The sequence below is a fragment of the Mesorhizobium sp. C372A genome (assembly GCF_030323245.1).
In the GTDB taxonomy this organism is placed as follows: domain Bacteria; phylum Pseudomonadota; class Alphaproteobacteria; order Rhizobiales; family Rhizobiaceae; genus Mesorhizobium.
Genome location: NZ_CP100475.1, coordinates 3675369 through 3701029, shown reverse-complemented (window position 1 = coordinate 3701029; position 25661 = coordinate 3675369). Strand labels below are relative to the sequence as shown.

The following is a 25661-nucleotide window of genomic DNA, read 5'->3' as shown; positions in this document are numbered from 1 at the left end:
TCTAACCCTTTGTCGGCGATCAGCGATGCCGTGAAGGCACCTATTTCAAAATCTCCGCGTCCCTTGGCACGCCGGCATCGATCGGCTCGGCGGTCCGGCTCGACACAGCCATGATCTTGCCCGCGGCCGACAGGTTCGGGCGCACATAGACCTGGGCTACGCCGTTGACCCGGCTGTAGAGGTCGATGATGTCCTGGTTCATGAAGCGCACGCAGCCCGACGACGCGTTCTTGCCGATGGAATCCCATTCCGGCGTGCCGTGCAGCCGGTACATCGTGTCCTTGCCGTCGCGGAACAGATAGAGCGCACGCGCGCCGAGCGGGCTCTGCGGTCCCGGCGGCATGCCGTCCTTATATTTCGCCAGTTCCGGCCGGCGCTGGATCATTTCGGGGGGCGGCGTCCACACCGGCCATTTCTTGCGCGCCTGGATCACGGCGCTGCCGGTCCAGCCAAACCCGGCCTTGCCGAGGCTGACGCCATAGCGCATTGCCTTGCCGCCGTCGCGCACCAGATAGAGAAAATGCTCGGATGTATCGACAACGATCGTGCCGGGTTTTTCGCCGGTCGGATCGTCCACGATCTGGCGCACGAACTTCGGATCGAGCTTGGCCACGGGGATTGCCGGCAATGAAAAGCCCTCATCGACGCGCGCCGAATACATGGTGGCGGCATCGCCGAAAGCGGGCTCGGGTGCGGGTGCCGGCGCCGGCGTCGGCGGTACTGCCACATCAGTGGTTGTGCAGGCCGAAAGTGCCATGGCAGCGGCACCCAAAGCGGATGCTCCCAGAAACGCGCGCCTATTCAGGCGCTCGGAAAATAATGGATTGTCGGACATGATCCCCCCGGTTTGCGGCCCCTCGCGGCGATGACCCATAGCCCATTACGCAAGCTTTGAGAACCTGATCGCCTCAGCCGCGTTAAGCGTGATGTTCCGATGCCGCATCGACCTTGTCCGTTAAATCGGCGATCATTGCCGGGCGGACTTTGAGATGAACCTTCGCCGAACAGCCCATGGACGAAAAAATACCACCGCGCCGGCGCACCGGCGATCTCACCAGCGGCCCAATCCCTCGCACGCTGCTTTTGTTCGCGCTTCCGGTGCTCGGTTCCAATGTGCTGCAGTCGCTCAACGGTTCGATCAACGCTGTCTGGGTCGGCCGCTTCCTCGGTGAATCGGCGCTGACCGCCACCTCCAACGCCAATCTGGTTCTGTTCCTGATTCTTGGCACCGTATTCGGCATCGGCATGGCTGCCACCATCCTGGTGGCGCAATCGGTCGGCGCCCGCGACCTGCCCGAGGCGCGGCGCATCGTCGGCACCAGCGCCAGCTTCTTCTTCCTCGTCTCGGCTATCTTCGCCGTCTGCGGCTGGATCTGGGTCGACGCCATCCTCAACACACTGGGCACCCCGCCCGATGCGCTGCCGCTGGCGCGCTCCTATCTGCGTATCATCTTCGTCGCCGTGCCGATGATGAACCTTCTGTCCTTCGTCATGACGGTGCTGCGCGGTGCGGGTGATTCGCGCACGCCATTCTTCTTCATGGCGCTCGCGGTCGTGCTCGACATCATCCTCAATCCGCTGCTCATTCGCGGCATCGGCCCCTTCCCCGAACTCGGCATCGCCGGCTCCGCCACCTCGACGCTGATCGGCCAGACGGTGAGCGTGATCGCCATCCTCGTCGTGCTTTATGCCAAAAAGCATCCGTTGCGGCTCGCCGGCGCGAACCTCGCTCTGCTGCGGCCGGATCCGGCGCTGCTCAGGATCGTCGTCTTCAAGGGCGTGCCGATGGGCCTGCAGATGATCGTCATTTCGGCGGCGGCGCTGACCGTGATGGGCATCGTCAACTCCTACGGCTCGCAGGTCGCCGCCGCCTACGGCATCGCGGCGCAGCTGTGGACCTATATCCAGATGCCTGCACTGGCGATCGGAGCCGCAGTCTCGTCGATGGCGGCCCAGAATGTCGGCGCCGGGCGCTGGGACCGCATCGGTCGCATCGCGGCGTCCGGCGTCGGCTTCAACCTGGTGCTCACCGGCGCCCTGGTGGCGCTGCTGTTCCTCTTCGACAGGCCGGTGCTCGGCCTGTTCCTTAGCCGCGACAGCACCGCAATCGACATTGCAGCCCACATCAACAAGGTGGCGTCCTGGTCGTTCATCCTGTTCGGCGTCACCATCGTGCTGTTCGCCACCGTGCGCGCCACCGGTGCCGTGATGCCGCCGCTGATCATTCTGGTGATTTCCGTGCTGGTCGTGCGTACCGGCTTTGCCTACTTCTTCAGGAGCTACATCGGCGAGGAAGCGCTGTGGTGGAGTTTTCCGGCGGGATCGATCACCTCGCTGGTGCTGGCCGCCGCCTATTATCGCTTCGGCCGCTGGCGCACCATGCACATGATCGAGGACCGGCCGGCCGCCGGCGAGCCGCCCGACACCGGCCTCGGCATCCCGCGCGGACGGGCAAACATGGCGCCCGAGACGCCAAACGGGTGAGGCTCAGCGCGCGTATTTGACGCCGAACCCCAGCGCTACGACAGAGAACAGCGTGATCATGCCGGCGAAGGCCAGGCTTGCCGTCGTCGGAGTGGCCCAACTCGACAGCAGCCCAATGCCGATCACCGGCAGCGCATTGCCGCAGAAGCAGCAGATGAAGAACGCCGACACCAATTCGGCGCGACGCTCGGCAGGTGCGATCTGGCTCACCACCTGCAGGCCGCCGCGATAGCCGAGCGCCGCCGCCACGCCGCACACAGCGGTGGCGGCAACCATCAGGGACATCGACGCGAAAAACTGAGCAGCAACCATCAGCCCTACGGCCGGGATCATCAGCGCCAGCGCGGCCAGCATGCCGGCGCGACTGGACAGTCGGGTCGTGGCCAGAATGGTCGCGGCCGCAACGATCGACAGTTCAAAGAACAGCCCGCCGGCCTCGGCATGGTTGGCCACATGCAGCTGCTGCGCCAGGATGCTCGGCGCCAGGGCTGCATAGAAGCCGACCAGCGCCATGGCGCCGAAGCCGGTGACGGCCGGCGCCACGAAAGCGGCGCGGATATCAGCGGGCACCGACAGCCGCGGCCGCAGCGAAACGTCGACCAGCCTTCCCGGCCGCGAAACGGTTTCCCTGGTGCGCCAGATCAACAGCGTCACCACCACGAGCAAGGCAAGATAGACCGCAAACGTTAGTCTCAACGGCCAGGGCGCATATTCGGCGAGCAGGCCCGATGCCAGCGCGCCGAGGCCAAGGCCAACGAAGTTGGTGCTGGTGGCGATGATTGCCGCGCGCGATTTGTCCTTACCCTCGATCAATTCGGCAAGCCAGGCCGTGCCGGTTCCCGCGCCGACGCCGATGCCAAGGCCGCTCAATATGCGGGCGACATCGAGCCATGCGACGTTCTCGGCCAACAGGAACACCAGCGCGCTGACCACCGCTATGGCCATCGACGCCAGCGCCGCAGGACGGCGGCCAATGCCGTCGGACAAGCGCCCGAACATCAGCAATGCGCCGAGATTGCCGACGACATAGACGGCGTAGACCAGCGTCAGCGTGATCTGCGAGAAACCGAAGGCCTGCTTGTAGATGACGTAAGCGGCGTCAGCACCGTGCTGCCGGCGAACAGAGCGGCGATCATGGCGGCAACCGCGGCCATCGCGGGCCGGCCATCGAGTCCGTTGTCGCGCGTTATGGTCTCGGCATAGCTGGTCATGGCAACCTCCGGCCAATCGCCCAACGCCCAATTGCGCCCCAACGTCCATGTAAGGATGGCCGTTCCACGCGCCGAACTTCATCCTGACAACCTTGTCAGGATGGTCTTGCCCGAAATCCTCGCTTAACGTCTTTCCATCGAGAAGGAGAATCCATGGGAAAAGGCAGAGTCGAGGCATTCACCGATGGGGTGGTCGCCATCATCATCACCATCATGGTGCTGGAGCTGAAAGTGCCCCATGGGGAGGATTTTTCAGCGCTTCTGCCGCTGTGGCCGATCTTTTTCAGCTATGTCTTGTCGTTCATCAATGTCGGTATCTACTGGAACAATCTGCACAACATGTTCCACACCGTCCAAAGGGTCGACGGCCGCGTGCTGTGGGCCAACCTCAACCTTCTGTTCTGGTTGTCGCTGATGCCGGCGACGACGGCCTTCATGGGCGAGAACCATTTCGCGCCGGTCCCCGTCGCCGTCTATGGCATCGACCTGGTGCTGTGCGCGGTCGCCTACACCTTTCTCGCCACCAAGCTGCACCATTTGCACGGCAACGACACCGCCTTCGCCAAGGCGCTGGGCAATGACCGCAAGGGCAAGATCTCGGTGGCCCTCTACGCCGCCGCCGTCCCGCTTGCCTTCGTCAACCAATGGATCGGCGTTGCGATCTTCGTGCTGGTGGCCGCCGTCTGGTTCGTTCCGGACACGCGTTTTTCGCGGGTGCTGGAAAAGTAGCGTAGGACGCCTCTACTTGCGCATCGCCTTCAGCTTTTCGGCAACCGACGCGGCTAGGTCGGCATAGCGCTCCTCCAGCCGCTCGGCCGCCTTGATGATCGAAAAATCATGGCCGAATTTTTCCAGCGCCATGCGCAATTTCTCGACGAACTCGGCCTGTTTTTCGAGTGCCGAAAACAAGGTCTTCACCTGCGCTTCGCTTATGTCCGGATTGGCAAGCATCTGTGGCACCTCGCGGCCCATCTGGTCGCCGGTGGCGGTCTGCTCCTTCAGGATCGCAACCCAGTCGGTCAATCGGCAGTCTCCTGTTCAGCCGCAGCATGCACAGCCGCCGTTGATGCGGTCAACCCGAACACGCGGGACGGCCTTGCACGATGCGCGTCCCGCGCTAAGTTCGGCGCCACCCGAACCCTAGGAAAAGATCATGACCTCCGACGCCGAAATCCAATCCGCTTTGCCCGCCCTCAGCCGAGGCAACGTCGCCGTCATCACCGGGGGCGCCAGCGGCATCGGGCTTGCCGCCGCCAAAAGGCTGGCGGCTATGGGCATGAGACTGGTGCTGGCCGACATTGGCGGCGCGCGCCTCGATGCGGCCCGCCAGGCAGTCGCCGCGATCGCCGGCGAGAATGCCGTGCTTACGGTCGCCACAGACGTCTCGAAGGCCGACGAACTCGGCCGGCTGGCGGAAAAGACGCATGCCGCTTTCGGCGCCGTATCGCTGCTGATGAACAATGCCGGCGTCGGCAACAATCCGGGAAAACCGTGGGAGAACGGCGACGCCTGGAAGCGGCTGATCGACATCAATTTCTGGGGCGTCGTACATGGCGTCGAGGCCTTTGCGCCGGCCATGCTGGCCTCCGGAGAGCCGGGCCTGATCATCAACACCGGCTCCAAGCAAGGCATCACCACGCCACCCGGCAATCTCGCCTACAACGTATCCAAATCGGCATTGAAGACGTTCACCGAAGGCCTGGCGCACGCATTGCGCAACGAGCCGGGCGCGAAGGTCGCGGCGCATCTTCTCATTCCCGGCTTCACCTTCACCGGCCTCACCGAAGGAGCGGTCGAAAAACCCGCTGGCGCCTGGACCGGCGAGCAGGTGGTCGACTTCATGCTGGCTTCGCTGGCGCGCGGGGACTTCTACATCCTGTGCCCCGACAATGAGGTGATGCGGCCGACCGATGAAAAGCGCATGGCCTGGGCGATCGGCGACATCATCGAGAACCGGCCTGCTCTCTCGCGCTGGCACCCCGACCATAAGGACGCTTTCGCGGCCTTTATGGGAAACTGATCGTCGAACTCAGCCAAAGCCGAGACTCAGGCGGGCGCGCGTTTTTTCGCGGTGCGCTTTTGCGCGACGGCCTTCTTGCCCGCCAGTTCGGCGAGCTCGTGGTCATGGCGTTTTGCCGCCCGCTCGCATTTGTCTCTGATCTCCTCGACCTCGGATTCGGTCAGGTGCTCGATGCCGATGAAATGATTGTGGCCCTCGCTGACGCGGATCAGTTCGTCGAGCTTGGCCTGAACCGCGGCGCCGTCGCGGTTCTGGGTGTTCTGAATCAGGAACACCATCAAAAAGGTGATGATCGTCGTTCCCGTGTTGATGACGAGCTGCCACGTATCGGAGAAGCCGAAGAATGGCCCGCTTACCGCCCAGACGATAACGATGGCGCAACAGGCGATGAAAGTCGGCGGCAGGCCCGCCAAGTGCGAAACGGTGTTGGCGATTCTGGTAAACAGCTTTTCGATCATTCACATCCTCAACCGTTCAAAGCGCGACGAGCTGACCAAGGCCGCATTCATCGCTCCAACAATAAACAACCGGCAGCCGCTTCCGGTTCCCTGTCGCAGAGGGCATCGCTGGTGCAATTGTATGCACGCCAAAGGCGCAGCGCCGTGAAAAGCCGCCTTATCGGTTTGTTGCCATTAGTCACCATGCAGGCCAAAACCTGTTCGTTCCGCTTCACGGCGGATTTGTCTCCAAAGCCCCTTCCGCTGCGCCACCCCCGCATGGCGGAAGGGGTCCGTTGCGTTGCCGCAGACCGGCGGAACTCTTCCCGACACGTGCCGTTCAGAATTTTGGCGCCAGGATTTCGGCCAGCCAGTCGATGAAACCGCGCACGCGCGGCGAGCTCTCAGGAATGCTCTTGCTCCCAACGATCGAGGAAATCCTCAATCGGCAAGGCCTGCATGTCGGGAACCGCTTTGGCGAGTTTCTCCGGCGGCCAGTCCCACCAGGCAAGGCTTTCGATCCGCGCCGCGATCTCGGAGGGAAAGCGCATGCGCAACGGCTTCGCCGGTACGCCGGCGACGATTGTGTAGGCCGGCACATCCCGCGTCACCACCGAATTGGCGCCGATGATGGCGCCATTGCCGATGCTGATCTCGGGCATGATGACGGCGCCATGGCCGATCCAGACATCATTGCCGATGCCGACCGCCTTGGCCTGCCGCCGCGCGCGGAACGCCGCGTCGACGCCCAGCCAGCGGAAATACTCGTTCGGCCGGTAGCTGAGCTTGTGCTGCGTGATCCGCTCGATCGGATGCTCCAAGGCATTGATGCGGCTGTTGGCGGCGATCGAGCAGAATTTTCCGATCGTCGTGTAGATCGCCTCGGCGTGGCGCTCGAAATAGGAGAAATCGCCGACATTGACCTCGCGCAGCACCACCCGTTCGCCGATCGAGGCATAGCGGCCAAGCTTGCACGCTTTCAGCTCCGCGGTCGAATGGATGCGCGGCTCGGGATCTTTCAGGACGAGGTTTTCGGTACGGTCCATCTGGCGGATTTACCCCCGCGCAATTGCGGAAGCAATTGTCGCGTTGCGCCCGGAGGATCGTTATTTCGGCTTGCCGCCGGTCCACACCACGTTCTGGCCGAACAGCGGCACGGTCGTCACCGACATTTTCGCCGAGCCGTCCTGCACTTGGCGCGAATGCGAGAGATAGATCAGCGTCTCGTTCTTCTTGTCGTAGATGCGGTTCACCACCTGCTTCTTCCAGATCAGGCTGATGCCTTGCTTGAACACCTCTTCGCCGCCCTCGCTCATGTCGATGTCGCCGATGGTGATCGGCCCGGTCTGGCGGCAGGAGATCGAGGAATCAGACGGATCCTCGAACCAGTTGCCCTTGTGCAGCCGGTCGATGACGCTGCGGTCGAAATAGGAGACATGGCAGGTCACGCCGTCGATTTTGGGATCCTTGATCGCCTCGACGATGATGTCGTTGCCGACCCAATCGACGCCGACCTTGCCGACTTCCTCTGCCGCTGCGGCACCGGCGCCAAGGGCAATGCATGCGGCCAGCGCGCCGCCGATCAGTTTCTGCCCAATCCGTCTCTGCCCAGTCCGTCTTTGCAAGGGAGCCTCCTCAGGTTCAGTTTGCCGGTCTCAGGTGGGATAAGGGCCAGCTGTTTGCAAGGTAGCGCCCAGCCCGGTTGCGGCAACGCGGCATCTTTGCCTTGCCCCCTGCGACCGGCTAAGACTGCCGGCAGAGAGGCGCCGATCCGGCGCTCGATGATTTCTGCTACGGACAATTCCTGATGATGCGTTCAATTCTGGTCGGCATTCTCGTTCTGATGGCGGCGGGCATCGGCTGGCTCACCTTTGACTTCTATCGCGGCCACTATGGTGGCGAACCGTATGGCGCGCCATTCACGCTGGTCGACCAGAAAGGCGCGCCAATCACCGAAGCCGCCTTCCGGGGAAAACCCAGCATCGTCTTCTTCGGCTTCACCCATTGCCCGGAAGTCTGCCCGACCACTTTGTTCGAAATGGCCGGCTGGCTGAAGACGCTGGGCGACGACGGCAAGAACCTCAACGCCTACTTCGTTACCGTCGATCCAGAGCGCGACACGCCGCCTGTGATGAACACTTACGTCAGCAATTTCTCCGACCGCATCGTCGGCATATCGGGCGATCCCGACAAGGTGCACGCCATGGCGAAGTCCTTCAACATCTACTGGAAGAAGGTCGACACCGGCGACGGCGATTATACGATGGACCACACCGCCTCGGCGCTGCTGCTCAATGCCAAGGGCGAGTTTTCGGGCACCATCGCCTATGGCGAAAGCGCCGATACCGCGATTGCCAAGCTGAAGCGGCTGGCAGCAGGCTAGGCATGATCCCTAAATGTGGAATCCGGTTTTCTCGGACAGAAAAGTGTTGTCCAGAGATCATGCTCAAGCAAGAGACCAACTGATGGGTCAGACCAGGCTCCACTTCATCGCTGGGAAGATCGAGGCCGACCGCATCTTTGCCGCGCTCGAGCCGGCTTTCGAGGATGAAGGCCTGCCGATCGCCGTGCTCGAAGTCGATGAAGACCGCGACATCTATGAGGTTTCGCTCTACACCGACGGCAATGTCGACGCGGTTGAGGCGCGGCTAAAAGACAGCCTTGTGGGACTGTCCCTGTCGAAGCCGATCGAGCGCGAGGTTTTGCCCGACATCGACTGGGTGGCGCGCTCGCTGGAGGGACTGAAGCCGGTGCGCGCCGGACGTTTCTTCGTCCATGGCGCGCATGACCGCCGGAAGCGCCACAGCGGCGAACTCGCCATCGAGATCGAGGCCGGCCTTGCCTTCGGCACCGGCCATCACGGCACCACGGCCGGCTGCCTCGAAATGCTGGAACGGGTCGTGCGCCGCGAACGTCCCAGGAATGCCCTCGACCTCGGCACCGGCAGCGCGGTGCTGGCAATCGCCGTCGCCAAACTGGCGCATATTCCGGTGCTGGCGACCGACATCGATCCGATCGCCGTCAGGGTCGCCGCCGCCAATGCCCGCCTCAACCACGTCAAGGCGCTGGTTGAAACGGTGACGGCGCCCGGCTTCCACCACCCGATCTTCGGCAAGCGCGCGCCTTTCGACCTCATCGTCGCCAACATATTGGCGCGGCCGCTGATGCGGCTGGCGCCTGAGATGGCCAGGCACATCAGCCTCGGCGGCTCGATCGTGTTGTCCGGCATCCTCGAGCGCCAATGCAATGCGGTGATCTCGGCCTATGTCGGCCAGAATTTCCGGCATGTCAGGACCTTGCATCGCGAAGGCTGGGTGACGATCCACCTGAAGCACTGAGACGCAACGCGCTTTGGACCAATCCGAGCCTGTTGCGATTGGCGAAAATCGATTCCGGTTTTCCGGGTCATGCGCTACGGTCGCGCCCGATACAGGAGGCATACCATGTTCCAGACCTTCGATTCCGCAGGCGACCCCAGCGTCGGCAAGCCGCGCGTGACGTTGCTGCGGCGATGGCTGGCGGATAATGGCCTCGACGGTTTCCTGGTGCCGCGCGCCGACGAGCACCAGGGCGAGTATGTCGCCGATCGCTCGGCGCGGCTGAAATGGTTGACCGGCTTCAGCGGCTCGGCGGGCGTAGCACTTGTGCAGCGTGACCGCGCCTTCATGTTCGTCGATGGCCGCTATACCTTGCAAGTGCGCCACGAGGTCGATCTCGACATTTTTGCGATCGAGAGTCTCGTCGACAACCCGCCGGCCTCCTGGATCAAGGACAATCTCGGCAAGGGCGCCAGGCTTGGCTTCGACCCGTGGCTGCACACGATCGCTGAGGTCAAGGCGCTGAAAACCTCGGCCGAGCAATCCGGCGCGACGCTGGTGCCGCTCGACAGGAACCCGATCGACATCATCTGGAAGGATCAGCCGGCGCCGCCCGTGGCGCCGGTCGAAATCCACCCGATCGGCTTTGCCGGGGAACTCGCCAAGGACAAGCTGGCGCGGCTGGTGGCGGCAATCGGCAAGGAGGGCGCGACGCACGCCGTGCTCACCGACCCCTCCTCGATCGCCTGGGCCTTCAACATCCGTGGCGGTGACGTGCCGCACACGCCGCTGGCGCTCGGCTTCGCGATCCCTGCCGCCGACGGCAAGCACCAGCTGTTCATGGACCAGCGCAAGTTTTCGCGCACGGTCGCCGCCTATCTCACCCAACTCGCCGATCTGCACGAGCCCGGCGAATTCGAGGCGGCGGTCGTTACCCTTGCCAAGGGCGGCGCCAAGATCGCGCTCGACCCGGTGCTGGCGGCGGAGAAGCTGAGAATGCTGGTCGAGGACAATGGCGGCGCATTTGTTTCAGCGGCCGATCCCGCCCGCATTCCGCGCGCCACCAAGAACCAGGCGGAAATCGCCGGCAGCCGCGCCGCGCACCGCCGAGACGGGGCGGCCGTGGCGAAACTGCTGTGCTGGCTGGAACGGCAAAAGCCGGGCACGCTCGACGAAATAACCGTTGTCACCAAGTTGGAGGAGGTGCGCCGGCAGACCGGCGAGGAAACGCAGATGCCGCTGCGCGATGTCTCCTTCGACACCATTTCCGGCAGCGGTCCGAACGGCGCCATCATGCACTACCGCGTGTCGCGCGCCACCAACCGCGAGCTGGCAAAGGGCGAGCTGTTCCTGCTCGATTCCGGTGCCCAGTATCAGGATGGCACCACCGACATCACCCGCACCGTGCCGATCGGCCAGCCGACCGAGGAGATGCGCGAGCGCTTCACGCTGGTGTTGAAGGGCATGATCGGCATTTCGACGCTGCGCTTTCCCGCGGGCACGCGCGGCTCGGAAATCGACGCGGTGGCGCGCATGGCGCTGTGGAAGCATGGCTGCGACTTTGCCCACGGCACCGGCCATGGCGTCGGCTCCTATCTGGCGGTGCACGAAGGGCCGCAGCGTATCGCCCGCACCGGCACCGAAAAGCTGCTGGCCGGCATGATGCTGTCCAACGAGCCCGGCTATTACAAGGAAGGCTCCTACGGCATCCGCATCGAGAACCTGATCCTGGTGACGCCGGCTGAACAGGTGGAGGGCGGCGACATCGCCATGCACGGTTTCGAGACGCTGACGCTGGCGCCGATCGATATCAGGCTGATCCGCACCGACCTGCTGACGCGCGAGGAGTTGCACTGGCTGGATACTTACCATGCCTGGGTGCTGGCCGAGATCGGCCCGATGCTCGACGGCGAGACGCTGGCTTGGCTGGAGAAAGCGACAGCGCCGCTGCCGCACGACGCCAAGATCTGAAATGAGCTTCTTTCTCCCCGTCACTATACGGGGAGGTGAGGAGCGGTCCGCGAAGCGGACGAAAAGCCAATTGCTTGGCTTTTCGAGTGACGAACGCCCGGCAGGGCAATGAGCGGCGGCGCCGACAGTTCGAAACTGTTCCGCGCGCAGGCGCCCTATGCCACAAACTGCCGCGCGAGGACCAGCACCACCGCCCCGGCCAGAAACATCGCCATCAGGCCGCCGCGCAGCGAGACCACAGCGGCGACGACCAGCGCCGCCCATTCCGCCGGTCCGGCGCTAAGTGCGGCGGGCGCCACCAGCGTCGTCAACACTGCGGCCGGCACGGCATTCAAACCCGCCTCGACGCGTGGATGGATGTGGTCGAAGCGCGAGATCACCAGATGGCCGCCGACGCGGGTGAGATAGGTGGCGATCGCGCCGGCAATGATGATCCACAAGGTCGCGCTCATCGTTTTGCCTCCACACCGCTATGGTGCGGCGGCAGGATGACGGCCAGAAGCACGCCTGCAACGGCGCCGATGGAGACGTGCCATGGCGATCCCACAGTTTTGTAGGCAATGATCGACGCCGCGGCGCTGGCGATCACCACCGGCAGCCACAGTGGCCGGTTGCGAAAGCCCATGACCAGCCCGAGGAAATAGATCGGCAGCAGGAAGTCGATGCCGAGCGCATGCGTGTCCGGGATCAGCTTGCCGAACACCGCGCCCAGCGCGCTCTCGATCCCCCAGAACACATAGACCGGCAGGCCAAGCCCCATGTACCAGGCAAAGCCAACGGTCTCGCCGGCTTCGGCCTTACGCTCGGCCACCGCGAATTGCGGATCGGTGAGCACGAAATAGCCCAGCGCTTGGCTGATAACCGGCCAGTGCGCGATTCGCCGGCCGATGCTGGCGGAGTAAAGCACGTGACGGAAGTTTACGGCGAAGATCGACAGCACGATCAGCCATGGCGCGACATGCTGGCCGAACAATTCGATGCCGACCATCTGGCTGGCGCCGCCGAAGATCAGCGCGCTCATCAAGAAAGCTTCGAGAACGGAAAAGCCGTTGTCGACGGCGATGGCGCCGAACAGCAGCCCAAATGGCGCCGCGGCGACAACCACCGGCATCGACAGCCGCACGCCGTCCCAGAAGTCGCTGGCCACGGAATTTTCGCTTAAGGTCTCTGCCGACATGTCACATTCCCATCTCGCGCTGCTATGTAGGAGCCGGCGTTTGAAAAGTCAGACGAATTCGCTTGAGCCAACAAATCAGCGAAACTGATGTTGTAAAAAACAAATGAGGGGGTTCGGATGATCGCTTATGACTTCACCGGCAGGCACGCGGTCGTCACCGGCGCCGGTGGCGGTATGGGCGAGGCGATCTCGCTGGCGCTGCTCGATGCCGGCGCCTCGGTCACCGCCATCGACGTCAAGCCGCGTCCGGCGTCGCTTGCCGCCTATGACGACCGGCTCACCTTTGCCCAGGGCGACCTCACCGACGTCGCCTTCGTCGAGCAGACCATCAATGCCGCGGGCCGCGAGCGCGGCGGCATCGATTATCTCGCCAATGTCGCAGGCGTGCTCTGGTTCGGTCGCGACAAATCGGCCCTCGAGATGGACCTCGATGTCTGGGACCAGGTCTTCAACATCAATCTGAAATCCTTCGTCCACACCGCGCGGGCGGTGGTTCCGCATATGCGGGCCGGCGGACGCGGCGGCGCCATGGTGCACTTCTCCACCATCCAGTGGTATCGCGGCGATCCGACCCCGCAGGATGCCTACCAGGCATCGAAGGCCGGCGTCTGTGCGCTGTCGAAGTCGCTCGCCATGCAGTTGGCGGGCGATGGCATCCGCTCCAATTCGATCTGCCCGGGAATGGCGTTGACGCCGCTGCAGGCGCGCTGGGACACCGAAGAGAAACGCGCGGCCGTTGCCAATTATGCGCCGCTCGGCCGCATCGGCACGCCGCAGGACATGGCCAATGCCGCGCTATTCCTGCTTTCCGATGCGGCAAGCTACATCACCGGCATCGAACTGGCAGTCGACGGCGGTCTTTTGATGCGGATGTAGCCGTGCAGTGCGCCGGGCTGATTTAGCTCCGCGGTGCCGTGCCCTGGATCACCCTGCCCCAGTCGAGCAACGGCTTGGCGCGCAATGTGAAATCGACAAGCTCGTCGACCAGCGCTGGCGCGTGGATGCCGGCCGGATCGATCATGTGCTGGACATAGAAGTGCCGGTTGCGGATGGCGTCGACAAGATCGGGTTCGTTGACCTGCTCGAAGCCGCGCGGCGTGCGCTTCATGCGGCCCTCGGTTTCGAGTTCGAAGCCGTTTTTCCTAAGGGTTGAAAGCAGTTTTCGGAACTCGGCCGGCCGGGCGATGATCGCCTTGCGCATCGCCAGCAGCAGGGACGGCTCCGGATTCCACCAGGCGACATCGGCAAAGCAGCGGTCGATCCCGACATAGACGAAGAACACGCCCTGCTCCATCTTGGTGCCGTCCGGCGACAGCATGGCCGACAAATGCTGGTTGTAGGGCCGCTTGTCCTTGGCGAAGCGCACGTCGCGGTTGATGCGAAACAGCGACTTCTTGCGGTCCCCGCGCAAGCCCAGACCCGCCGCCGCGAAGCGCTCGGTCAGCGTCTCGACCAGATCGCAGAACGGCTCATGCAACTCGCTGTCGTAAAGCGCGCGGTTTTCCTGGAACCATTCGCGGCTCTGGTGGAAGTCGAGCGCCTTGAGGAACGGGATGACTTTTTGCCCGAAACCTTTGAACGAACCGGCCATCACGCCTTGCCGACCCGTTGCAGCCAGGTGTCCTCGTCGATGACTTCGACGCCGAGTTCGCTGGCCTGCTTCAGTTTGGAGCCTGCGCCCGGCCCGGCCACCAGCAGATCGGTCTTCGCCGACACCGAACCCGCCACCTTGGCGCCGAGCCGTTCGGCCATCGCCTTGGCTTCGGAGCGTGTCATCTTTTCCAGCGTGCCGGTGAAGACGATGGTCTTGCCGGCAACCTCGCTGTCGGCCGACACGGTGACGACATACGGCTTCGGCTTGACCTGTTCGAGCAGTCTGTCGAGCACGTCGTCATTGCGTTCATTGCCGAAGAAATCGCGCAACGCATCGATCACCGTGTCGCCAATGCCGTTGATGGAGGGGAAGACGCTGTGCGGATCCTCAGCCGCCGCCGTTTCCTTGCCGACGCGGATCAGCTCCTCGATGGTCGAAAACGTCCGGGCAAGCACGGCCGCCGTCGTTTCGCCGATATGGCGGATGCCGAGTGCGAAGATGAAGCGGTCGAGCTCCGGCTCGCGGCGCGAATCGATGGCCGCGAACAGCTTGTCGAGGCCTTCATAATTGCGGTCCTCGACACCGCGCACATTCTTGCGCGCCTTGCCCGATGCCGCCTCGCGCTGCCTGGCCTGCTCCTCGCGCCGCTCGGCCAGCGCCCTGGTGACGGCCGGGCGGCGATCCCTGAGGGTGAAGATATCGGCGGCGGTCTTGACCAGTCCCGAATTGAAGAACAGGTCGATATTCTCGGCGCCCAGCCCCTCGATGTCGAGCGCGCCGCGCGACACGAAATGACGCAGCCGCTCCACGGCCTGCGCGGCGCAGATCAGCTCGCCGGTGCAGCGCCGGCGCGAATCCTCCTTGCCGGTCTTCTCGTTGATTTCGCGCGTCGCCGGCGAGCCGCAGACCGGACAAATGTGCGGGAATTCGTAAGGCACCGCATCAGCCGGCCGCTTGTCGACGACGACGCTGACGATCTGCGGAATGACATCGCCCGCCCGTTGTATGACAACCGTGTCACCGATGCGGACATCGATGCCGTCGCGAATCGGCAAGCCGTTGCTGTCAAAACCCTTGATGTAGTCCTCGTTGTGCAGCGTGACGTTTTCGACCACCACGCCGCCGACCGTGACCGGCGCTAGCCGCGCCACCGGCGCCAGCGTACCGGTACGGCCGACCTGGATGTCGATCTTCTGCACCGTCGTCATCGCCTGTTCGGCCGGGAATTTATGCGCAACCGCCCAGCGCGGCTCGCCGGTGACAAAGCCCCAGCGACGCTGCAATTCCAGCTGGTCGACCTTGTAGACGACACCGTCGATGTCGTAGCCGAGCGACGAACGCAGCTCCTCGATCTTGTGGTAGTGCGCGATCAGCTCCTCGACAGACTTCGCCCGCACCATCAATGGGCTGACCTTGAACCCCCATTCGGCGAATTTCTGCACCGAATCATATTGGGTCGGCGCCGGATCCGCTGTCGTATAGCCCCAGGCATAGGCAAAAAATTTAAGATTGCGGCTGGCGGTGACGGACGCATCCTTCTGTCGCAAGGAGCCCGCTGCCGTATTGCGCGGATTGACATAGTCCTGGCCGCCCACCGCCGCCGAGCGGGCCTTCAGTGCCTCGAATTCCGCATAGGTCATGTAGACCTCGCCGCGGATCTCGATGGTCTCGGGCCAGCCCGATCCTTTCAGCTTGGCGGGGATGTCGGCGATGGTCCTGAGATTGGCGGTGATGTCCTCGCCTACAGTGCCGTCGCCGCGCGTAGCACCCTGCACGAACACACCGCGTTCATAGCGCAGCGACGCCGACAGGCCGTCGATCTTCGGCTCGGCCGTAAACGCGATGTCGAGGTCCTTGTCGCGGTCGAAGAAGCGCCGGCCACGCTCGATGAAATCGGTGACGTCCTCGTCTGTGTAGGCCTTGGCGAGGCTGAGCATCGGCACCGCATGGCGCACCTTGGCAAAGCCTTCCGCCGGCGCGGCGCCGACCCGCAGCGAGGGCGAATCCTCGCGCACCAGACCGGGAAAGCGCTCCTCGATGGCAAGATTGCGCCGCCGCAGCGCGTCATATTCTGCGTCCGTAATCGTCGGCGCGTCCTCGGCATGATAGCGCCGGTCATGACCGGCGATCTCCTCGGCCAGCCGCTGGAGCTCATCCGCGGCTTCGCTTTCGCTCAACGATTCGACTGGTTTTTCAGACATGCAGCGGTCCCTGGACAGTGGCGAGGCACCATAAATCAGGATTTCGGAAAAAGCATTCCTGAACAGCGGGATGGAGCCATATCCTGACTCAGTCCGAAAGCCTTGCGACGACTACGCTGCAGCAATATTCTCGCGCAGCAGCCGTTCCGCGGCTGCGCGCGCCTCTTCGGTGATGGTGGCGCCGGCCAGCATGCGTGCGATCTCTTCCTGGCGCGCCGCCCGGTCCATCTCGGCAATGCCAGTGGCAACCTTGTCCGAGCCGCCGGATTTGGAGATCAGGAAATGCGTCGCAGCACGTGCCGCCACTTGCGGAGCATGCGTGACCGACAGCACCTGCACGCGCTTCGACAGCCTAGCCAGCCTTTGGCCGATCGCATCGGCCACTGCGCCGCCGACGCCGGTGTCGATCTCGTCGAAGACCAATGTCGGCGCCGAGCCACGGTCGGCCAGCGCCACCTTGAGCGCCAGCAGGAAGCGCGACAGCTCGCCGCCGGAGGCGACCTTCATCATCGGGCCGGGCCTGGTACCGGGATTGGTGCGCACCCAGAACTCGACCTGGTCGATGCCCTCTTCCGTGCGGTTTTCGCCATCGCTGGTCAGCCCGACGATGAACTCGGCCCGTTCCAGCTTCAGCGCTGGCAGCTCGGCCATGACAGCCTTGGTCAGCCCGACCGCGGCGGCGTGGCGAAGCGAGGACAGCTGGGCTGCGGAAATATCGTAGGCTTCCCGCGCGGCGGCGGCCTGCTTCTCCAAGAGATGCAGGCGCCCCTCGCCGGCATCAAGATCGGCGAGATCGGCGGACATGGTGTCGCGCAGTTGCGCCAGATCGTCGACGGCCACACTGTGCTTACGTGAGGCCGCACGCAGCGAAAACAGCCGCTCCTCCGCCTTCTCCAGCCGCTGCGGGTCGTATTCGGTGGCGCGCAGTGCCGCCTCGACGCCCGATTGCGCCGCATCCAGCGACAGCATCGCCTCGTCCAGCGACTTCACCACATCCTCGAGCAGTCCCGGCGCTTCGCTGGCCTTGCGCTGCAGGCGCCTCAGCAGGCTGGCCAGTTGCGGCAATGGCGAGGACGGGCCTGACAGCACATCCTGTGCATCGTGTATTTCCGAGGCGATCTTTTCCGCCCGCATCATCGTTGCACGCAATTCCGCCAGCTGTGTCTCTTCGCCGGGCTGCGGATCGAGCTTTGCCAGTTCCGCCACCGAGGCCCTGACGTAATCGGCCTCGCGCGCCGCCGCCTCGACCTTGGCGCGGTGCCTGACGAACTCCTGCTCGGCGCCACGCCAGTAGCGCCACGCCTCGCCGGTCGCGCGGGCGGCGCCGAGATGGCCGCCAAAACTGTCCAGCAATTCGCGATGCGCGCCTGGATCGACCAGGGCGCGCTCGTCATGCTGGCCGTGGATCTCGACCAGCGCGTGGCCGATGTCGCGCATCAGCGTGACGCTGGACGGCTGGTCGTTGACGAAGACACGGGTACGGCCATCCGCCGTCTGCAGCCGGCGCAGGATGATGTCGCCGTCATCCTCGATGGCGTTCTCGGCCAGCAGCGCGCGCACCGGGTGGTTGCGCGGCACATCGAAGACGGCAATGACCTGGCCCTGGGCAGCACCGTGCCGCACCAGCGAGGCGTCGCCGCGGGCGCCAAGCGCCAGCGACAGCGCGTCGAGAAGGATGGATTTGCCGGCGCCGGTTTCACCGGTCAGCACGGAAAGGCCGGGCTGGAAGTCGATATCCAGCTTCTCGATCAGGACGATATCGCGGATCGACAGTCTGGAAAGCATCAGAACCCGGACCTCAAGCAATTCCAGGAAAAGTGCGTAGCGGTTTTCCGTCCGGAATTGCGTAGAACAAAAAGTTAGGACGGTTCAGCGCCTCAATCAAACCACTGAACCGCTGTGAAGCGGCATGCGACCGATGGAGTCGCAGCGCCGCACTATCTTTTTGTTTGAGCGTCGGATCAATCCGAAAAGCGCGTCCGCCTCAGTCGATGCTCGGGCGTCAGGCGCCGGTGATCAGCTTGCCGGCCTTGGATATCCACGATCCGGCATTCTCGCGCGGCTCAAGCCCGTTGCTCTGCAACAGCTTGTAGGTATCCTTGTACCATTGGCTGTCGGGATAATTGGTGCCGAGCACCGCAGCGGCGGTTTGCGCTTCCGAGGTCAAGCCCATCGCGTAGTAGCTTTCGGCCAGACGCGCCAGCGCCTCTTCGACATGGCGGGTGTTGGAATAGTTCTCGACCACGTTGCGGAAGCGCTTGACGGCAGCAATGTATTCGCGCCGCTCGAGATAATAGCGGCCGATCTGCATCTCTTTGCCGGCCAGCTGGTCGTTGGCGAAACGGATCTTTTCCTTGGCGTCGTCGACATATTCCGACGTCGGCCAGCGCGTCACCAGATCCTGCATCGTCTGCACGGTCTGGCGTGCTTCCTTCTGATCCTGGGTGACGTCCTTGATCTGCTTGTAGTAGCTCAGCCCGATAATATACTGGGCGTAAGCCGCGTCGTCGGTCGACGGATAAAGCGTCAGATAGCGCTTGGCCGAGCCGATTGCTTCGTCATAACGGCCGGCGCGATAGTCGGCGAAGGCGCCCATCACCATCGATTTGCGGGCGAATTCCGAATAGGGGTGCTGGCGGTCGACGGCGTCGAACTTCTTGCTCGCCTCATCCAGGCGGCCGGCATTGAGATTGGCAAGGCCTTGATTGTAAAGGACGTCGGCCGGTTCGGTCTGGTCGACATAGGTCGACAGGTCGACGTCTTTCTCGGACGACATGCAGGCCGAGAGGAACAGCGATGGCACAACCACCGAAAGCGCCAGGAAAACAGCCCGATACGGCGCTTTCGATTGACCAACTCGCTTGAAGAACATGATTGGATTGCGCCCTTTCGGCGTTAGTTCAATGCCTTTCGCATGGCGTTCCCTCAAAACTGATCCCCACTTTTGAGCGACATGCGCCTAACACACGGCAGCAGCCATAAACCATAACTGCCTTGCCCAGCAACGCTATGTCTAGCCAATCGCACATTTTTGTGGCGACTTGGTGTTGGCTCGAACGCTATGCGCTTTCACCCGCCGGTGATGCATTCATGCAACACCAGCCCGCGCTCAGAAAGCCAGAAAATCGTTAAGAATCAGATCACCCAAGGTGCAAAGACAGGGCCGGTGACGGCGCTCATCTCGGCGGTGCGGCCGCGCTCGCGGCGCGTGGTCTCGACGACCTCGAAGGCCGAACGGTCGGACAGAAGCCGCCGCAAAGCAGCCGCATTCATCCGGTGACCGCCGCGATAGGAGCGGAAACAACCGATGAAACGGGCGCCGGCCAGCGCCAGATCGCCCATCGCGTCCATCGTCTTGTGGCGAGCGAACTCATTGGGATAGCGCAGGCCGCCCATGTTGATCACCCGGTTGTCGTCGCCGATCACCAGCGAGTTCTCCAGCGAGGAGCCCAGCGCATAGCCGGCCGCCCACAGCCGCTCGACATCCTTCATGAAGCCGAAGGTGCGGGCGCGCGCGATATCCTGGCGAAAGATGTCGGGGTTGATGTCGGAGGCGAATAGCTGGCGGCCGATCGCCGGGCTTTCGAAATCGATCTCGACCTCGAAGCGCGTGCCGCTATAGGGCCTGAACTCGGCCCAGGACGCGCCATTCTCGATGCGGACGGGCTTGACCACCCTGATGTAGCGGCGCTTGACCGCCAGCGTCTCGATGCCGGCTTGGTCGATGGCTTCCACGAACGCCACCGCACTGCCATCGAGGATCGGAACCTCATGACCGTCGATCTCGATGACGATGTTGTCGATGCCGAGCCCGAAAAGCGTCGCCATCAGATGTTCGACGGTGGCGATATGCTCGCCTGCCGGATCGCCGAGCATGGTGCAGAGATCGGTCGCGCCGACTTCGGCAACCAGCGCGCGGAACTCGCGGCTCTCGCTTCCGTTCGAAAGGTGGAAGAGCACGCCGGTGTCGGCGTCCGCAGGGAGGAAATTGACGGTGACCGGTTTGCCGCTGTGAACGCCGGTACCGGTCAGCGTTGCACGCGATTTCAGTGTCGTCTGATAGTCTTGCAAGACAAACCCCATAGCCCAAACGCCTAAGTCCGCTTTAACCCAAAAGGCGCGGCTCTTTTTTATCGGCAGGCAGGGCCACTTCCCCGAATCCCAGCACACCGAAAGTGCTGCGGCAAAGATAATGGTCTGTCAGGGAGACTCCAAATCACGGTTTCTTACTCTGTGTAACCGCGACAGACCTTGAGCGTCACATCGTAACGCCTTGTTACTAAACCACTTTAAACGTTAACAGGCAGACAATCTCTCGTCTGCCTGTTAACAAGTGTTACATACCGTTAACGGCTCAGTTGGCCTGGCGGCGCAGGAAAGCCGGTATCTCCAGCTGGTCGTCTTCCTGGGTCGACCTGGTCTGCGGCGTCAACCGGCCCTGATCGTCGAGCTGGCCGCGGCGCGGCGCGTAAAGCTGCGGATCCTGGCTGGCAAGGCGGCGCATTTCCGGCGCCGCCTGGCGCAGTTTCGGTTCGCGCGGCTGTGCCGGCTGCAACCGGGCCGGCTCTTCTTCGCGGCGCGTCAGCCCGTTGGTCAGCCGCTTGAGCAGCCCCATCGGCCCGCTGTTTTCATGGTCGGCCGGACGGCCCTTGGCTTCCACCTCGGCCCGCACCACCGGCGGAAAATCCTCCACCCGCGGCATGCGCTGCGGTACGGCAGCCACCGGCTGCGGCATTTCCCGCATCGGCGCCGGTTGCATCACCTGCTGCACGACAGGCTGCGGCTGGGCAGGCGGGGCCTGGAAGATCTTGCTCTGCGGGCGGAAATCTTCCGCCTGGGCCATCGGCGCCGGACGAGCCATTGCCGCCGCATTGGCCTCGGCAAGCTGGATCGCCTCGGCCACCGGATCGGCCGCGCGCTGCTCATAGGTCTGCTGCTGGACCGGTGCCGGACGGCCTTCCGCCCCCGGAGCCGCTGGGCGGCTGACCGGCTTCTGCTGCGGCGGCACGGCCCGGATCGAGATCGGCGCCGCGGCGATTTCAGCTGCCGATTTGTCGATGCCGGTGGCGACCACCGAGACGCGGATGACGCCTTCGAGTTCCTCGTCGAAGGTGGCGCCGAGGATGATGTTGGCGTCCTGGTCGACTTCCTCGCGGATGCGGGTCGCGGCCTCGTCGACTTCGAACAGGGTCAGGTCGCGGCCGCCGGTGATCGAGATCAGCAGGCCCTTGGCGCCCCTCATCGAGGTCTCGTCGAGCAACGGATTGGCGATCGCCGCCTCGGCGGCGGCCATCGCGCGGCCCTCGCCCGAAGCTTCGCCGGTGCCCATCATCGCCTTGCCCATTTCGCGCATCACCGAACGCACGTCGGCGAAGTCGAGATTGATCAGGCCTTCCTTGACCATCAGGTCGGTGATGCAGGCAACACCGGAGTAGAGCACCTGGTCGGCCATGGCGAAGGCGTCGGCAAAGGTGGTTTTGTCATTCGCCAGCCGGAACAGGTTCTGGTTGGGGATGACGATCAGGGTATCGACACATTTCTGCAGCTCCTCGATGCCGAGATCCGCCGTCTTCATGCGGCGCTGGCCTTCGAAATGGAACGGCTTGGTGACGACGCCGACGGTGAGGATACCCCGTTCGCGCGCCGCGCGGGCAACCACGGGAGCCGCACCGGTTCCGGTGCCGCCACCCATACCGGCGGTGACGAAGCACATATGGGTGTTGGAGAGATGATCGATGATCTCATCGATGCACTCTTCCGCCGCCGCACGGCCCACTTCAGGCTGCGAGCCGGCGCCGAGCCCCTCGGTGACATGCGCGCCGAGCTGGATCAGCCGCTCGGCCTTCGACATGGTCAGCGCCTGTGCATCGGTGTTGGCCACGACGAACTCGACACCGCGCAAGCCCGCGGTGATCATGTTGTTGACGGCATTGCCGCCGCCGCCGCCGACACCGAATACGGTGATCCGCGGCTTGAGCTCGGTGATGTCCGGCTTTTGCAGATTGATCGTCATTGTCTCCGTCCTTTGCCTTTCCCGCCGCTTCGCCGCCGCGGCCGCCTATGGGGCTGTCCCCGTCAATTAGAAACTGTCTCTCAACCACTGACTCATGCGATGCAGTTTTCCGCCCGTTCCGGTCATCCTGAGACCGGAAATTCCTTTCGCCGGATGGCTCTCGAAGCTCGCCATCTGCGGATAGATCAGCAGCCCGACCGCCGTCGAGAAAGCCGGCCCCTTGGCAGCTTCCGGCAGGCCCGCCACGCCGAGCGGGCGTCCGATGCGCACATTGCGTCCCAGAATGCGGCGCGCCGCCTCGGGGAGACCCGCAAGCTGGCTGGCGCCGCCGGTCAGCACGACGCGTTTTCCCACGGCATTGCCGTAGCCCGACTTGTTCAGCCGGTCGCGCAACAGTTCCAGCGTCTCGTCGATGCGGGCGCGGATGACGCGCGTCATCACCGAGCGCGGGATCTGCAGCGGCATCTCGCCGTCTTCGCCGATCGGCTGGATCGAGACCAGGTCGCGATCGTCGGCACTGCCGGGCAGCGCCGAACCATGCATCACCTTCAGCCGCTCCGCGGCGTCGAGCGAGGTCGACAGGCCCTTGGCCATATCGAGCGTCACATGATTGCCGCCGATGGCAATGGCATCGGCGTGGACGAATTTGCCTTCCGAAAACACCGAGATGGTCGTCGTGCCGCCGCCCATGTCGATGCAGGCCGCACCCATTTCCAGTTCGTCGTCGACCAGGGCCGCAAGCCCGCTGGCATAGGGCGTCGCCACCATGCGCTCGACCGAAAGATGCGAGCGGTTGATGCAGAGCTCCAGATTGCGCAGCGGCGCGGCATCGCCCGTCAGCACATGCATATCGACGCCGAGTTGGTCGCCGACCATGCCGCGCGGATCGCGCACGCCGCGCTCGGCGTCCAGCGAAAAGCCGACGGGCAGCGAATGGATCACGTCGCGTTCGGCCTTGAGCGCCTGCTTGGCGCCGGCGGCAAGCACGCGCTTGATGTCGGCTTCGTCGGCCTGATGGCCACCGAGATTGATGGTGGCCGAATAGGTTTCGCTCTTCAGCCGGCCCGCCGTCATGTTGACGATCAGCGAATCCACGGTCAGTCCCGCCATGCGTTCGGCTGCGTCGACGGACAGGCGAATGGCGTGCTCCGCGCGGTCGAGATCGACGACCACGCCCGACTTCACGCCTTGCGATTTCTGGTGGCCGATGCCGATCACCTGGATGCGGTGCGAGCGGCCGCGCAACAGCTTGCCGTCCTCGCGCGGCTTCAGTTTCGCCACCACGCAGCAAACCTTGCTCGAGCCGACATCCAGCACGGTGAGCGTGCCGGAACGCCGCGAAGAGGCATCGCTGTTGCCGCCAAGCCAGCTCATATCTTCGTCCCCGACTTGCGCTTCAGATTTTGCGGCTTTTCATTGAGCGCGGCCTGGCGCTGCGTCGCCGCTTCCGGCGTCAGCTGCACCACCAGGCGATCGGAGATGCGCATGTCGACGGCTGCGATGTCCCGCGTCAGAAGCCCGTTGTCGTGGTCCATCCGAACCAGATCGGCGATCGCCTGATCCTCGCCATCCTCGGGCAGCTTGATCGTGATGCCGTTTTCCAGCTTAAGATCCCAGCGCCGTTCGCCGATGCGGATATAGCCTTTGACCCGAGCCGCGAGCTCGGGAAATTTGTTGATCTTGGCCACGAAGTCGGGCGCCTTGGCCGGTGCGCCGGTGCCGATGATCAGCGGCAGCAGCGCCTGCTTGCCGCCGGAGAACGGCGCGATCACCGCGCCGGAGCGTTCGATGACCGAAAGCTCCGCGCCCTGCTGCCAGAGCGCGAAGGGCTCGCGCTCCTCGACACGCACTTCCAGCGTATGTGGATAGACCTTGCGCACCGCCGCCACTTCGACCCAGGGCAAGGTATCAATACGTTCACGCGCGGCCTCGGCATCGAAGCCGATCAGTGACGTCCAGCCGTCGAGCTCGAGCCGGTCCAGTATGTCGATCTCCGAAGTCTGGCGGTTGCCGACCACCTTGATCTGGTCGACGGCAAAGCCGGTCCGGGCGGTGATGCTCTGGACGATGTCGTCGGCATGACCGCCGAGAATGGCGCCATAGAGGCTGCTTGATGCAATGAGCGAAGCCGACAGGATGGCCGCGGAAAAGCGCGGCGCGACGAAGTCGCCGCCGCCCAGGCGCGCCAGCACGCGCACCGGCCGGCGCAGCACGCGCGGCAGCACGAAATGGTCGAACGACAACGGCATGCCGAACAGCGCCGGCCCGGCGCCGCCCCTGCCCTTGTCCTGTCCCCATTTCAACGCAGACACGAAGCGTCCTCCACCATCCAACTCAACAATTCGCCAAACGAGTGCCCGGCCTGGGCGGCGATTTCAGGCACCAAAGACGTCGGCGTCATGCCCGGCTGAGTGTTGATCTCGAGCCAGACAATCTCGCCGTTTTCGGAGTGACGGTCGTCATAGCGGAAGTCCGATCGGGAAACGCCCCGGCAGCCGATAGCCAGATGTGCCTTGAGCGCCAGTGTCTGTATTTTTTGGTAAATATTTGATGAAATTTTAGCAGGGATTTCGTGTTTTGATCCGCCGGCGACGTATTTTGAATCATAGTCGTAGAAGGAATGGCCGGTCGGAATGATCTCGCAGACGCCGAGCGCCACGTCGCCCATGACGGCGCAGGTCAGCTCGCGCCCATGGATGTAGCGCTCGACCATGACGGTCTCGCCATATTTCCATTCGGACGAGCCGATGACCTGCGGCGGATGCGACTGCCCTTCATGCACGATGACGACGCCGAAGCTTGAGCCTTCATTGACCGGCTTGACCACGTAGGGCGGCTTCATCGGATGCTTGTTCTGGATGGCAAAGCGGCTGGCAACCTTCGATTCCGCCACCGCGATGCCGGCAGCCTTGGCGACCTTCTTGGCTTGCTCCTTGTTCATGGCGAGCGCCGAGGCGAGCACGCCCGAATGGGTGTAGGGAATGGCCAGATATTCGAGGATGCCCTGGATGGTGCCGTCTTCACCGAACGGGCCGTGCAGTGCGTTGAAGACGACATCGGGCTTGAGTTCGGTGAGCACGGCGCCGACATCGCGCGCAACATCGACGCGGGTAACCTGGTAGCCTTCATTCTCAAGCGCATCCGCACACGCCTTTCCCGAAGACAGAGACACGGGCCGCTCGGACGAGAATCCGCCCAGGAGGACAGCCACATGCTTGTTCTTCATATCCCGTCAT

General features: G+C 63.6%; 24 protein-coding genes. 7 read left to right on the top strand and 17 right to left on the bottom strand.

Annotated elements, in window-relative coordinates; genetic code table 11:
* Window positions 1-40: 40 nt before the first annotated feature.
* Window positions 41-835, bottom strand: coding sequence for a L,D-transpeptidase (locus tag NLY42_RS17545; protein ID WP_023705536.1), 795 nt, complete (start codon window positions 833-835; stop codon window positions 41-43).
* 176 nt (window positions 836-1011) lie between these two features.
* Here NLY42_RS17545 and NLY42_RS17540 point away from each other — a divergent pair, with 176 nt between their 5' ends.
* On the top strand, window positions 1012-2484 hold the full coding sequence (locus NLY42_RS17540) for an MATE family efflux transporter (RefSeq protein ID WP_023712449.1): 1473 nt from the start codon (window positions 1012-1014) through the stop codon (window positions 2482-2484).
* A gap of 3 nt (window positions 2485-2487) precedes the next feature.
* Here NLY42_RS17540 and NLY42_RS17535 read toward each other — a convergent pair whose 3' ends face one another.
* Complete coding sequence (locus NLY42_RS17535) at window positions 2488-3777, bottom strand: MFS transporter (RefSeq protein ID WP_245263477.1); 1290 nt, start codon at window positions 3775-3777, stop codon at window positions 2488-2490.
* A 71-nt stretch (window positions 3778-3848) separates the two neighbouring features.
* On the opposite strand from NLY42_RS17535, the gene NLY42_RS17530 reads away from it, so the two are divergent.
* On the top strand, window positions 3849-4424 hold the full coding sequence (locus NLY42_RS17530) for a TMEM175 family protein (protein ID WP_023682120.1): 576 nt from the start codon (window positions 3849-3851) through the stop codon (window positions 4422-4424).
* 12 nt (window positions 4425-4436) lie between these two features.
* On the opposite strand, the gene NLY42_RS17525 is transcribed toward NLY42_RS17530, so the two are convergent.
* Window positions 4437-4718 (bottom strand): hypothetical protein, encoded by a 282-nt coding sequence (locus tag NLY42_RS17525; protein WP_023668298.1) that lies wholly within the window; start codon window positions 4716-4718, stop codon window positions 4437-4439.
* Window positions 4719-4848: 130 nt separating this feature from the next.
* On the opposite strand from NLY42_RS17525, the gene NLY42_RS17520 reads away from it, so the two are divergent.
* Window positions 4849-5715: an SDR family NAD(P)-dependent oxidoreductase gene (locus NLY42_RS17520; RefSeq protein ID WP_023753527.1), complete on the top strand. Its 867-nt coding sequence runs from the start codon at window positions 4849-4851 to the stop codon at window positions 5713-5715.
* A 26-nt stretch (window positions 5716-5741) separates the two neighbouring features.
* On the opposite strand, the gene NLY42_RS17515 is transcribed toward NLY42_RS17520, so the two are convergent.
* The 3 genes from NLY42_RS17515 to NLY42_RS17505 all read right to left on the bottom strand — a co-directional run bounded on the left by NLY42_RS17515 (window position 5742) and on the right by NLY42_RS17505 (window position 7777).
* Window positions 5742-6173, bottom strand: coding sequence for a low affinity iron permease family protein (locus NLY42_RS17515; RefSeq protein WP_023750938.1), 432 nt, complete (start codon window positions 6171-6173; stop codon window positions 5742-5744).
* Between the two features lie 383 nt (window positions 6174-6556).
* Entirely contained in the window at window positions 6557-7198 is a 642-nt protein-coding gene (locus NLY42_RS17510) for an LbetaH domain-containing protein (protein ID WP_023733062.1), read from the bottom strand.
* A gap of 60 nt (window positions 7199-7258) precedes the next feature.
* A complete protein-coding gene (locus NLY42_RS17505; RefSeq protein WP_023753104.1) occupies window positions 7259-7777 on the bottom strand; it encodes a CreA family protein in 519 nt (172 codons plus the stop codon).
* Window positions 7778-7959: 182 nt separating this feature from the next.
* Between NLY42_RS17505 and NLY42_RS17500 the strand changes: the two genes are divergently transcribed.
* The 3 genes from NLY42_RS17500 (at window position 7960) to NLY42_RS17490 (ending at window position 11440) form a co-directional block, all read left to right on the top strand.
* Entirely contained in the window at window positions 7960-8535 is a 576-nt protein-coding gene (locus NLY42_RS17500) for an SCO family protein (protein WP_023697009.1), read from the top strand.
* Between the two features lie 82 nt (window positions 8536-8617).
* Window positions 8618-9490: a 50S ribosomal protein L11 methyltransferase gene (locus NLY42_RS17495; RefSeq protein WP_023733063.1), complete on the top strand. Its 873-nt coding sequence runs from the start codon at window positions 8618-8620 to the stop codon at window positions 9488-9490.
* A 105-nt stretch (window positions 9491-9595) separates the two neighbouring features.
* Window positions 9596-11440 (top strand): aminopeptidase P family protein, encoded by a 1845-nt coding sequence (locus tag NLY42_RS17490; RefSeq protein ID WP_023753103.1) that lies wholly within the window; start codon window positions 9596-9598, stop codon window positions 11438-11440.
* Between the two features lie 155 nt (window positions 11441-11595).
* Here the strand turns inward: NLY42_RS17490 and NLY42_RS17485 are convergent, their stop codons facing one another.
* Complete coding sequence (locus tag NLY42_RS17485) at window positions 11596-11892, bottom strand: AzlD family protein (protein ID WP_023741691.1); 297 nt, start codon at window positions 11890-11892, stop codon at window positions 11596-11598.
* The gene (locus tag NLY42_RS17480; protein WP_023668289.1) at window positions 11889-12617 is read right to left on the bottom strand and encodes an AzlC family ABC transporter permease; all 729 of its coding nucleotides are present in this window, start codon (window positions 12615-12617) and stop codon (window positions 11889-11891) included. Before NLY42_RS17480 ends, NLY42_RS17485 begins: the two co-directional genes overlap by 4 nt.
* Window positions 12618-12734: 117 nt before the next feature.
* On the opposite strand from NLY42_RS17480, the gene NLY42_RS17475 reads away from it, so the two are divergent.
* Window positions 12735-13493, top strand: a complete 759-nt coding sequence (locus NLY42_RS17475) for an SDR family NAD(P)-dependent oxidoreductase (RefSeq protein ID WP_023753528.1) — start codon at window positions 12735-12737, stop codon at window positions 13491-13493.
* 22 nt (window positions 13494-13515) lie between these two features.
* Here NLY42_RS17475 and NLY42_RS17470 read toward each other — a convergent pair whose 3' ends face one another.
* The 9 genes from NLY42_RS17470 to NLY42_RS17430 form a co-directional block, all read right to left on the bottom strand.
* Window positions 13516-14208, bottom strand: coding sequence for a DUF2461 domain-containing protein (locus NLY42_RS17470; RefSeq protein ID WP_023753529.1), 693 nt, complete (start codon window positions 14206-14208; stop codon window positions 13516-13518).
* Window positions 14208-16412, bottom strand: coding sequence for an NAD-dependent DNA ligase LigA (gene ligA / locus NLY42_RS17465; RefSeq protein WP_023753530.1), 2205 nt, complete (start codon window positions 16410-16412; stop codon window positions 14208-14210). The genes NLY42_RS17470 and ligA overlap by 1 nt, the downstream gene beginning before the upstream one ends.
* A gap of 111 nt (window positions 16413-16523) precedes the next feature.
* Complete coding sequence (gene recN, locus NLY42_RS17460) at window positions 16524-18197, bottom strand: DNA repair protein RecN (RefSeq protein WP_023753531.1); 1674 nt, start codon at window positions 18195-18197, stop codon at window positions 16524-16526.
* Between the two features lie 217 nt (window positions 18198-18414).
* Window positions 18415-19284 carry an outer membrane protein assembly factor BamD gene (locus tag NLY42_RS17455; RefSeq protein ID WP_023668284.1) on the bottom strand — a complete coding sequence of 290 codons (870 nt, stop codon included), beginning with the start codon at window positions 19282-19284 and terminating at the stop codon, window positions 18415-18417.
* 263 nt (window positions 19285-19547) lie between these two features.
* Window positions 19548-20495: a UDP-3-O-acyl-N-acetylglucosamine deacetylase gene (gene lpxC / locus NLY42_RS17450; protein WP_023668283.1), complete on the bottom strand. Its 948-nt coding sequence runs from the start codon at window positions 20493-20495 to the stop codon at window positions 19548-19550.
* A gap of 271 nt (window positions 20496-20766) precedes the next feature.
* The gene (ftsZ, locus tag NLY42_RS17445; protein ID WP_023756376.1) at window positions 20767-22425 is read right to left on the bottom strand and encodes a cell division protein FtsZ; all 1659 of its coding nucleotides are present in this window, start codon (window positions 22423-22425) and stop codon (window positions 20767-20769) included.
* 66 nt (window positions 22426-22491) lie between these two features.
* Window positions 22492-23799 carry a cell division protein FtsA gene (gene ftsA, locus NLY42_RS17440; RefSeq protein WP_023688034.1) on the bottom strand — a complete coding sequence of 436 codons (1308 nt, stop codon included), beginning with the start codon at window positions 23797-23799 and terminating at the stop codon, window positions 22492-22494.
* Window positions 23796-24737 carry a cell division protein FtsQ/DivIB gene (locus NLY42_RS17435; RefSeq protein ID WP_023688033.1) on the bottom strand — a complete coding sequence of 314 codons (942 nt, stop codon included), beginning with the start codon at window positions 24735-24737 and terminating at the stop codon, window positions 23796-23798. The genes ftsA and NLY42_RS17435 overlap by 4 nt, the downstream gene beginning before the upstream one ends.
* Complete coding sequence (locus NLY42_RS17430) at window positions 24725-25651, bottom strand: D-alanine--D-alanine ligase (protein ID WP_023668279.1); 927 nt, start codon at window positions 25649-25651, stop codon at window positions 24725-24727. Before NLY42_RS17430 ends, NLY42_RS17435 begins: the two co-directional genes overlap by 13 nt.
* Window positions 25652-25661 lie beyond the last annotated feature (10 nt).

Excerpts from the sequence above, each read along its gene's own strand:
- NLY42_RS17545 (WP_023705536.1), bottom strand. The coding sequence starts at position 835 with ATGTCCGACAATCCATTATTTTCCGAGCGCCTGAATAGGCGCGCGTTT.
- NLY42_RS17540 (WP_023712449.1), top strand. The coding sequence starts at position 1,012 with ATGGACGAAAAAATACCACCGCGCCGGCGCACCGGCGATCTCACCAGC.
- NLY42_RS17535 (WP_245263477.1), bottom strand. The coding sequence starts at position 3,777 with ATGAAGTTCGGCGCGTGGAACGGCCATCCTTACATGGACGTTGGGGCG.
- NLY42_RS17530 (WP_023682120.1), top strand. The coding sequence starts at position 3,849 with ATGGGAAAAGGCAGAGTCGAGGCATTCACCGATGGGGTGGTCGCCATC.
- NLY42_RS17520 (WP_023753527.1), top strand. The coding sequence starts at position 4,849 with ATGACCTCCGACGCCGAAATCCAATCCGCTTTGCCCGCCCTCAGCCGA.
- NLY42_RS17515 (WP_023750938.1), bottom strand. The coding sequence starts at position 6,173 with ATGATCGAAAAGCTGTTTACCAGAATCGCCAACACCGTTTCGCACTTG.
- NLY42_RS17510 (WP_023733062.1), bottom strand. The coding sequence starts at position 7,198 with ATGGACCGTACCGAAAACCTCGTCCTGAAAGATCCCGAGCCGCGCATC.
- NLY42_RS17500 (WP_023697009.1), top strand. The coding sequence starts at position 7,960 with ATGATGCGTTCAATTCTGGTCGGCATTCTCGTTCTGATGGCGGCGGGC.
- NLY42_RS17495 (WP_023733063.1), top strand. The coding sequence starts at position 8,618 with ATGGGTCAGACCAGGCTCCACTTCATCGCTGGGAAGATCGAGGCCGAC.
- NLY42_RS17490 (WP_023753103.1), top strand. The coding sequence starts at position 9,596 with ATGTTCCAGACCTTCGATTCCGCAGGCGACCCCAGCGTCGGCAAGCCG.
- NLY42_RS17485 (WP_023741691.1), bottom strand. The coding sequence starts at position 11,892 with ATGAGCGCGACCTTGTGGATCATCATTGCCGGCGCGATCGCCACCTAT.
- NLY42_RS17480 (WP_023668289.1), bottom strand. The coding sequence starts at position 12,617 with ATGTCGGCAGAGACCTTAAGCGAAAATTCCGTGGCCAGCGACTTCTGG.
- NLY42_RS17475 (WP_023753528.1), top strand. The coding sequence starts at position 12,735 with ATGATCGCTTATGACTTCACCGGCAGGCACGCGGTCGTCACCGGCGCC.
- NLY42_RS17470 (WP_023753529.1), bottom strand. The coding sequence starts at position 14,208 with ATGGCCGGTTCGTTCAAAGGTTTCGGGCAAAAAGTCATCCCGTTCCTC.
- ligA (WP_023753530.1), bottom strand. The coding sequence starts at position 16,412 with ATGTCTGAAAAACCAGTCGAATCGTTGAGCGAAAGCGAAGCCGCGGAT.
- recN (WP_023753531.1), bottom strand. The coding sequence starts at position 18,197 with ATGCTTTCCAGACTGTCGATCCGCGATATCGTCCTGATCGAGAAGCTG.
- NLY42_RS17455 (WP_023668284.1), bottom strand. The coding sequence starts at position 19,284 with ATGTTCTTCAAGCGAGTTGGTCAATCGAAAGCGCCGTATCGGGCTGTT.
- lpxC (WP_023668283.1), bottom strand. The coding sequence starts at position 20,495 with ATGGGGTTTGTCTTGCAAGACTATCAGACGACACTGAAATCGCGTGCA.
- ftsZ (WP_023756376.1), bottom strand. The coding sequence starts at position 22,425 with ATGACGATCAATCTGCAAAAGCCGGACATCACCGAGCTCAAGCCGCGG.
- ftsA (WP_023688034.1), bottom strand. The coding sequence starts at position 23,799 with ATGAGCTGGCTTGGCGGCAACAGCGATGCCTCTTCGCGGCGTTCCGGC.
- NLY42_RS17430 (WP_023668279.1), bottom strand. The coding sequence starts at position 25,651 with ATGAAGAACAAGCATGTGGCTGTCCTCCTGGGCGGATTCTCGTCCGAG.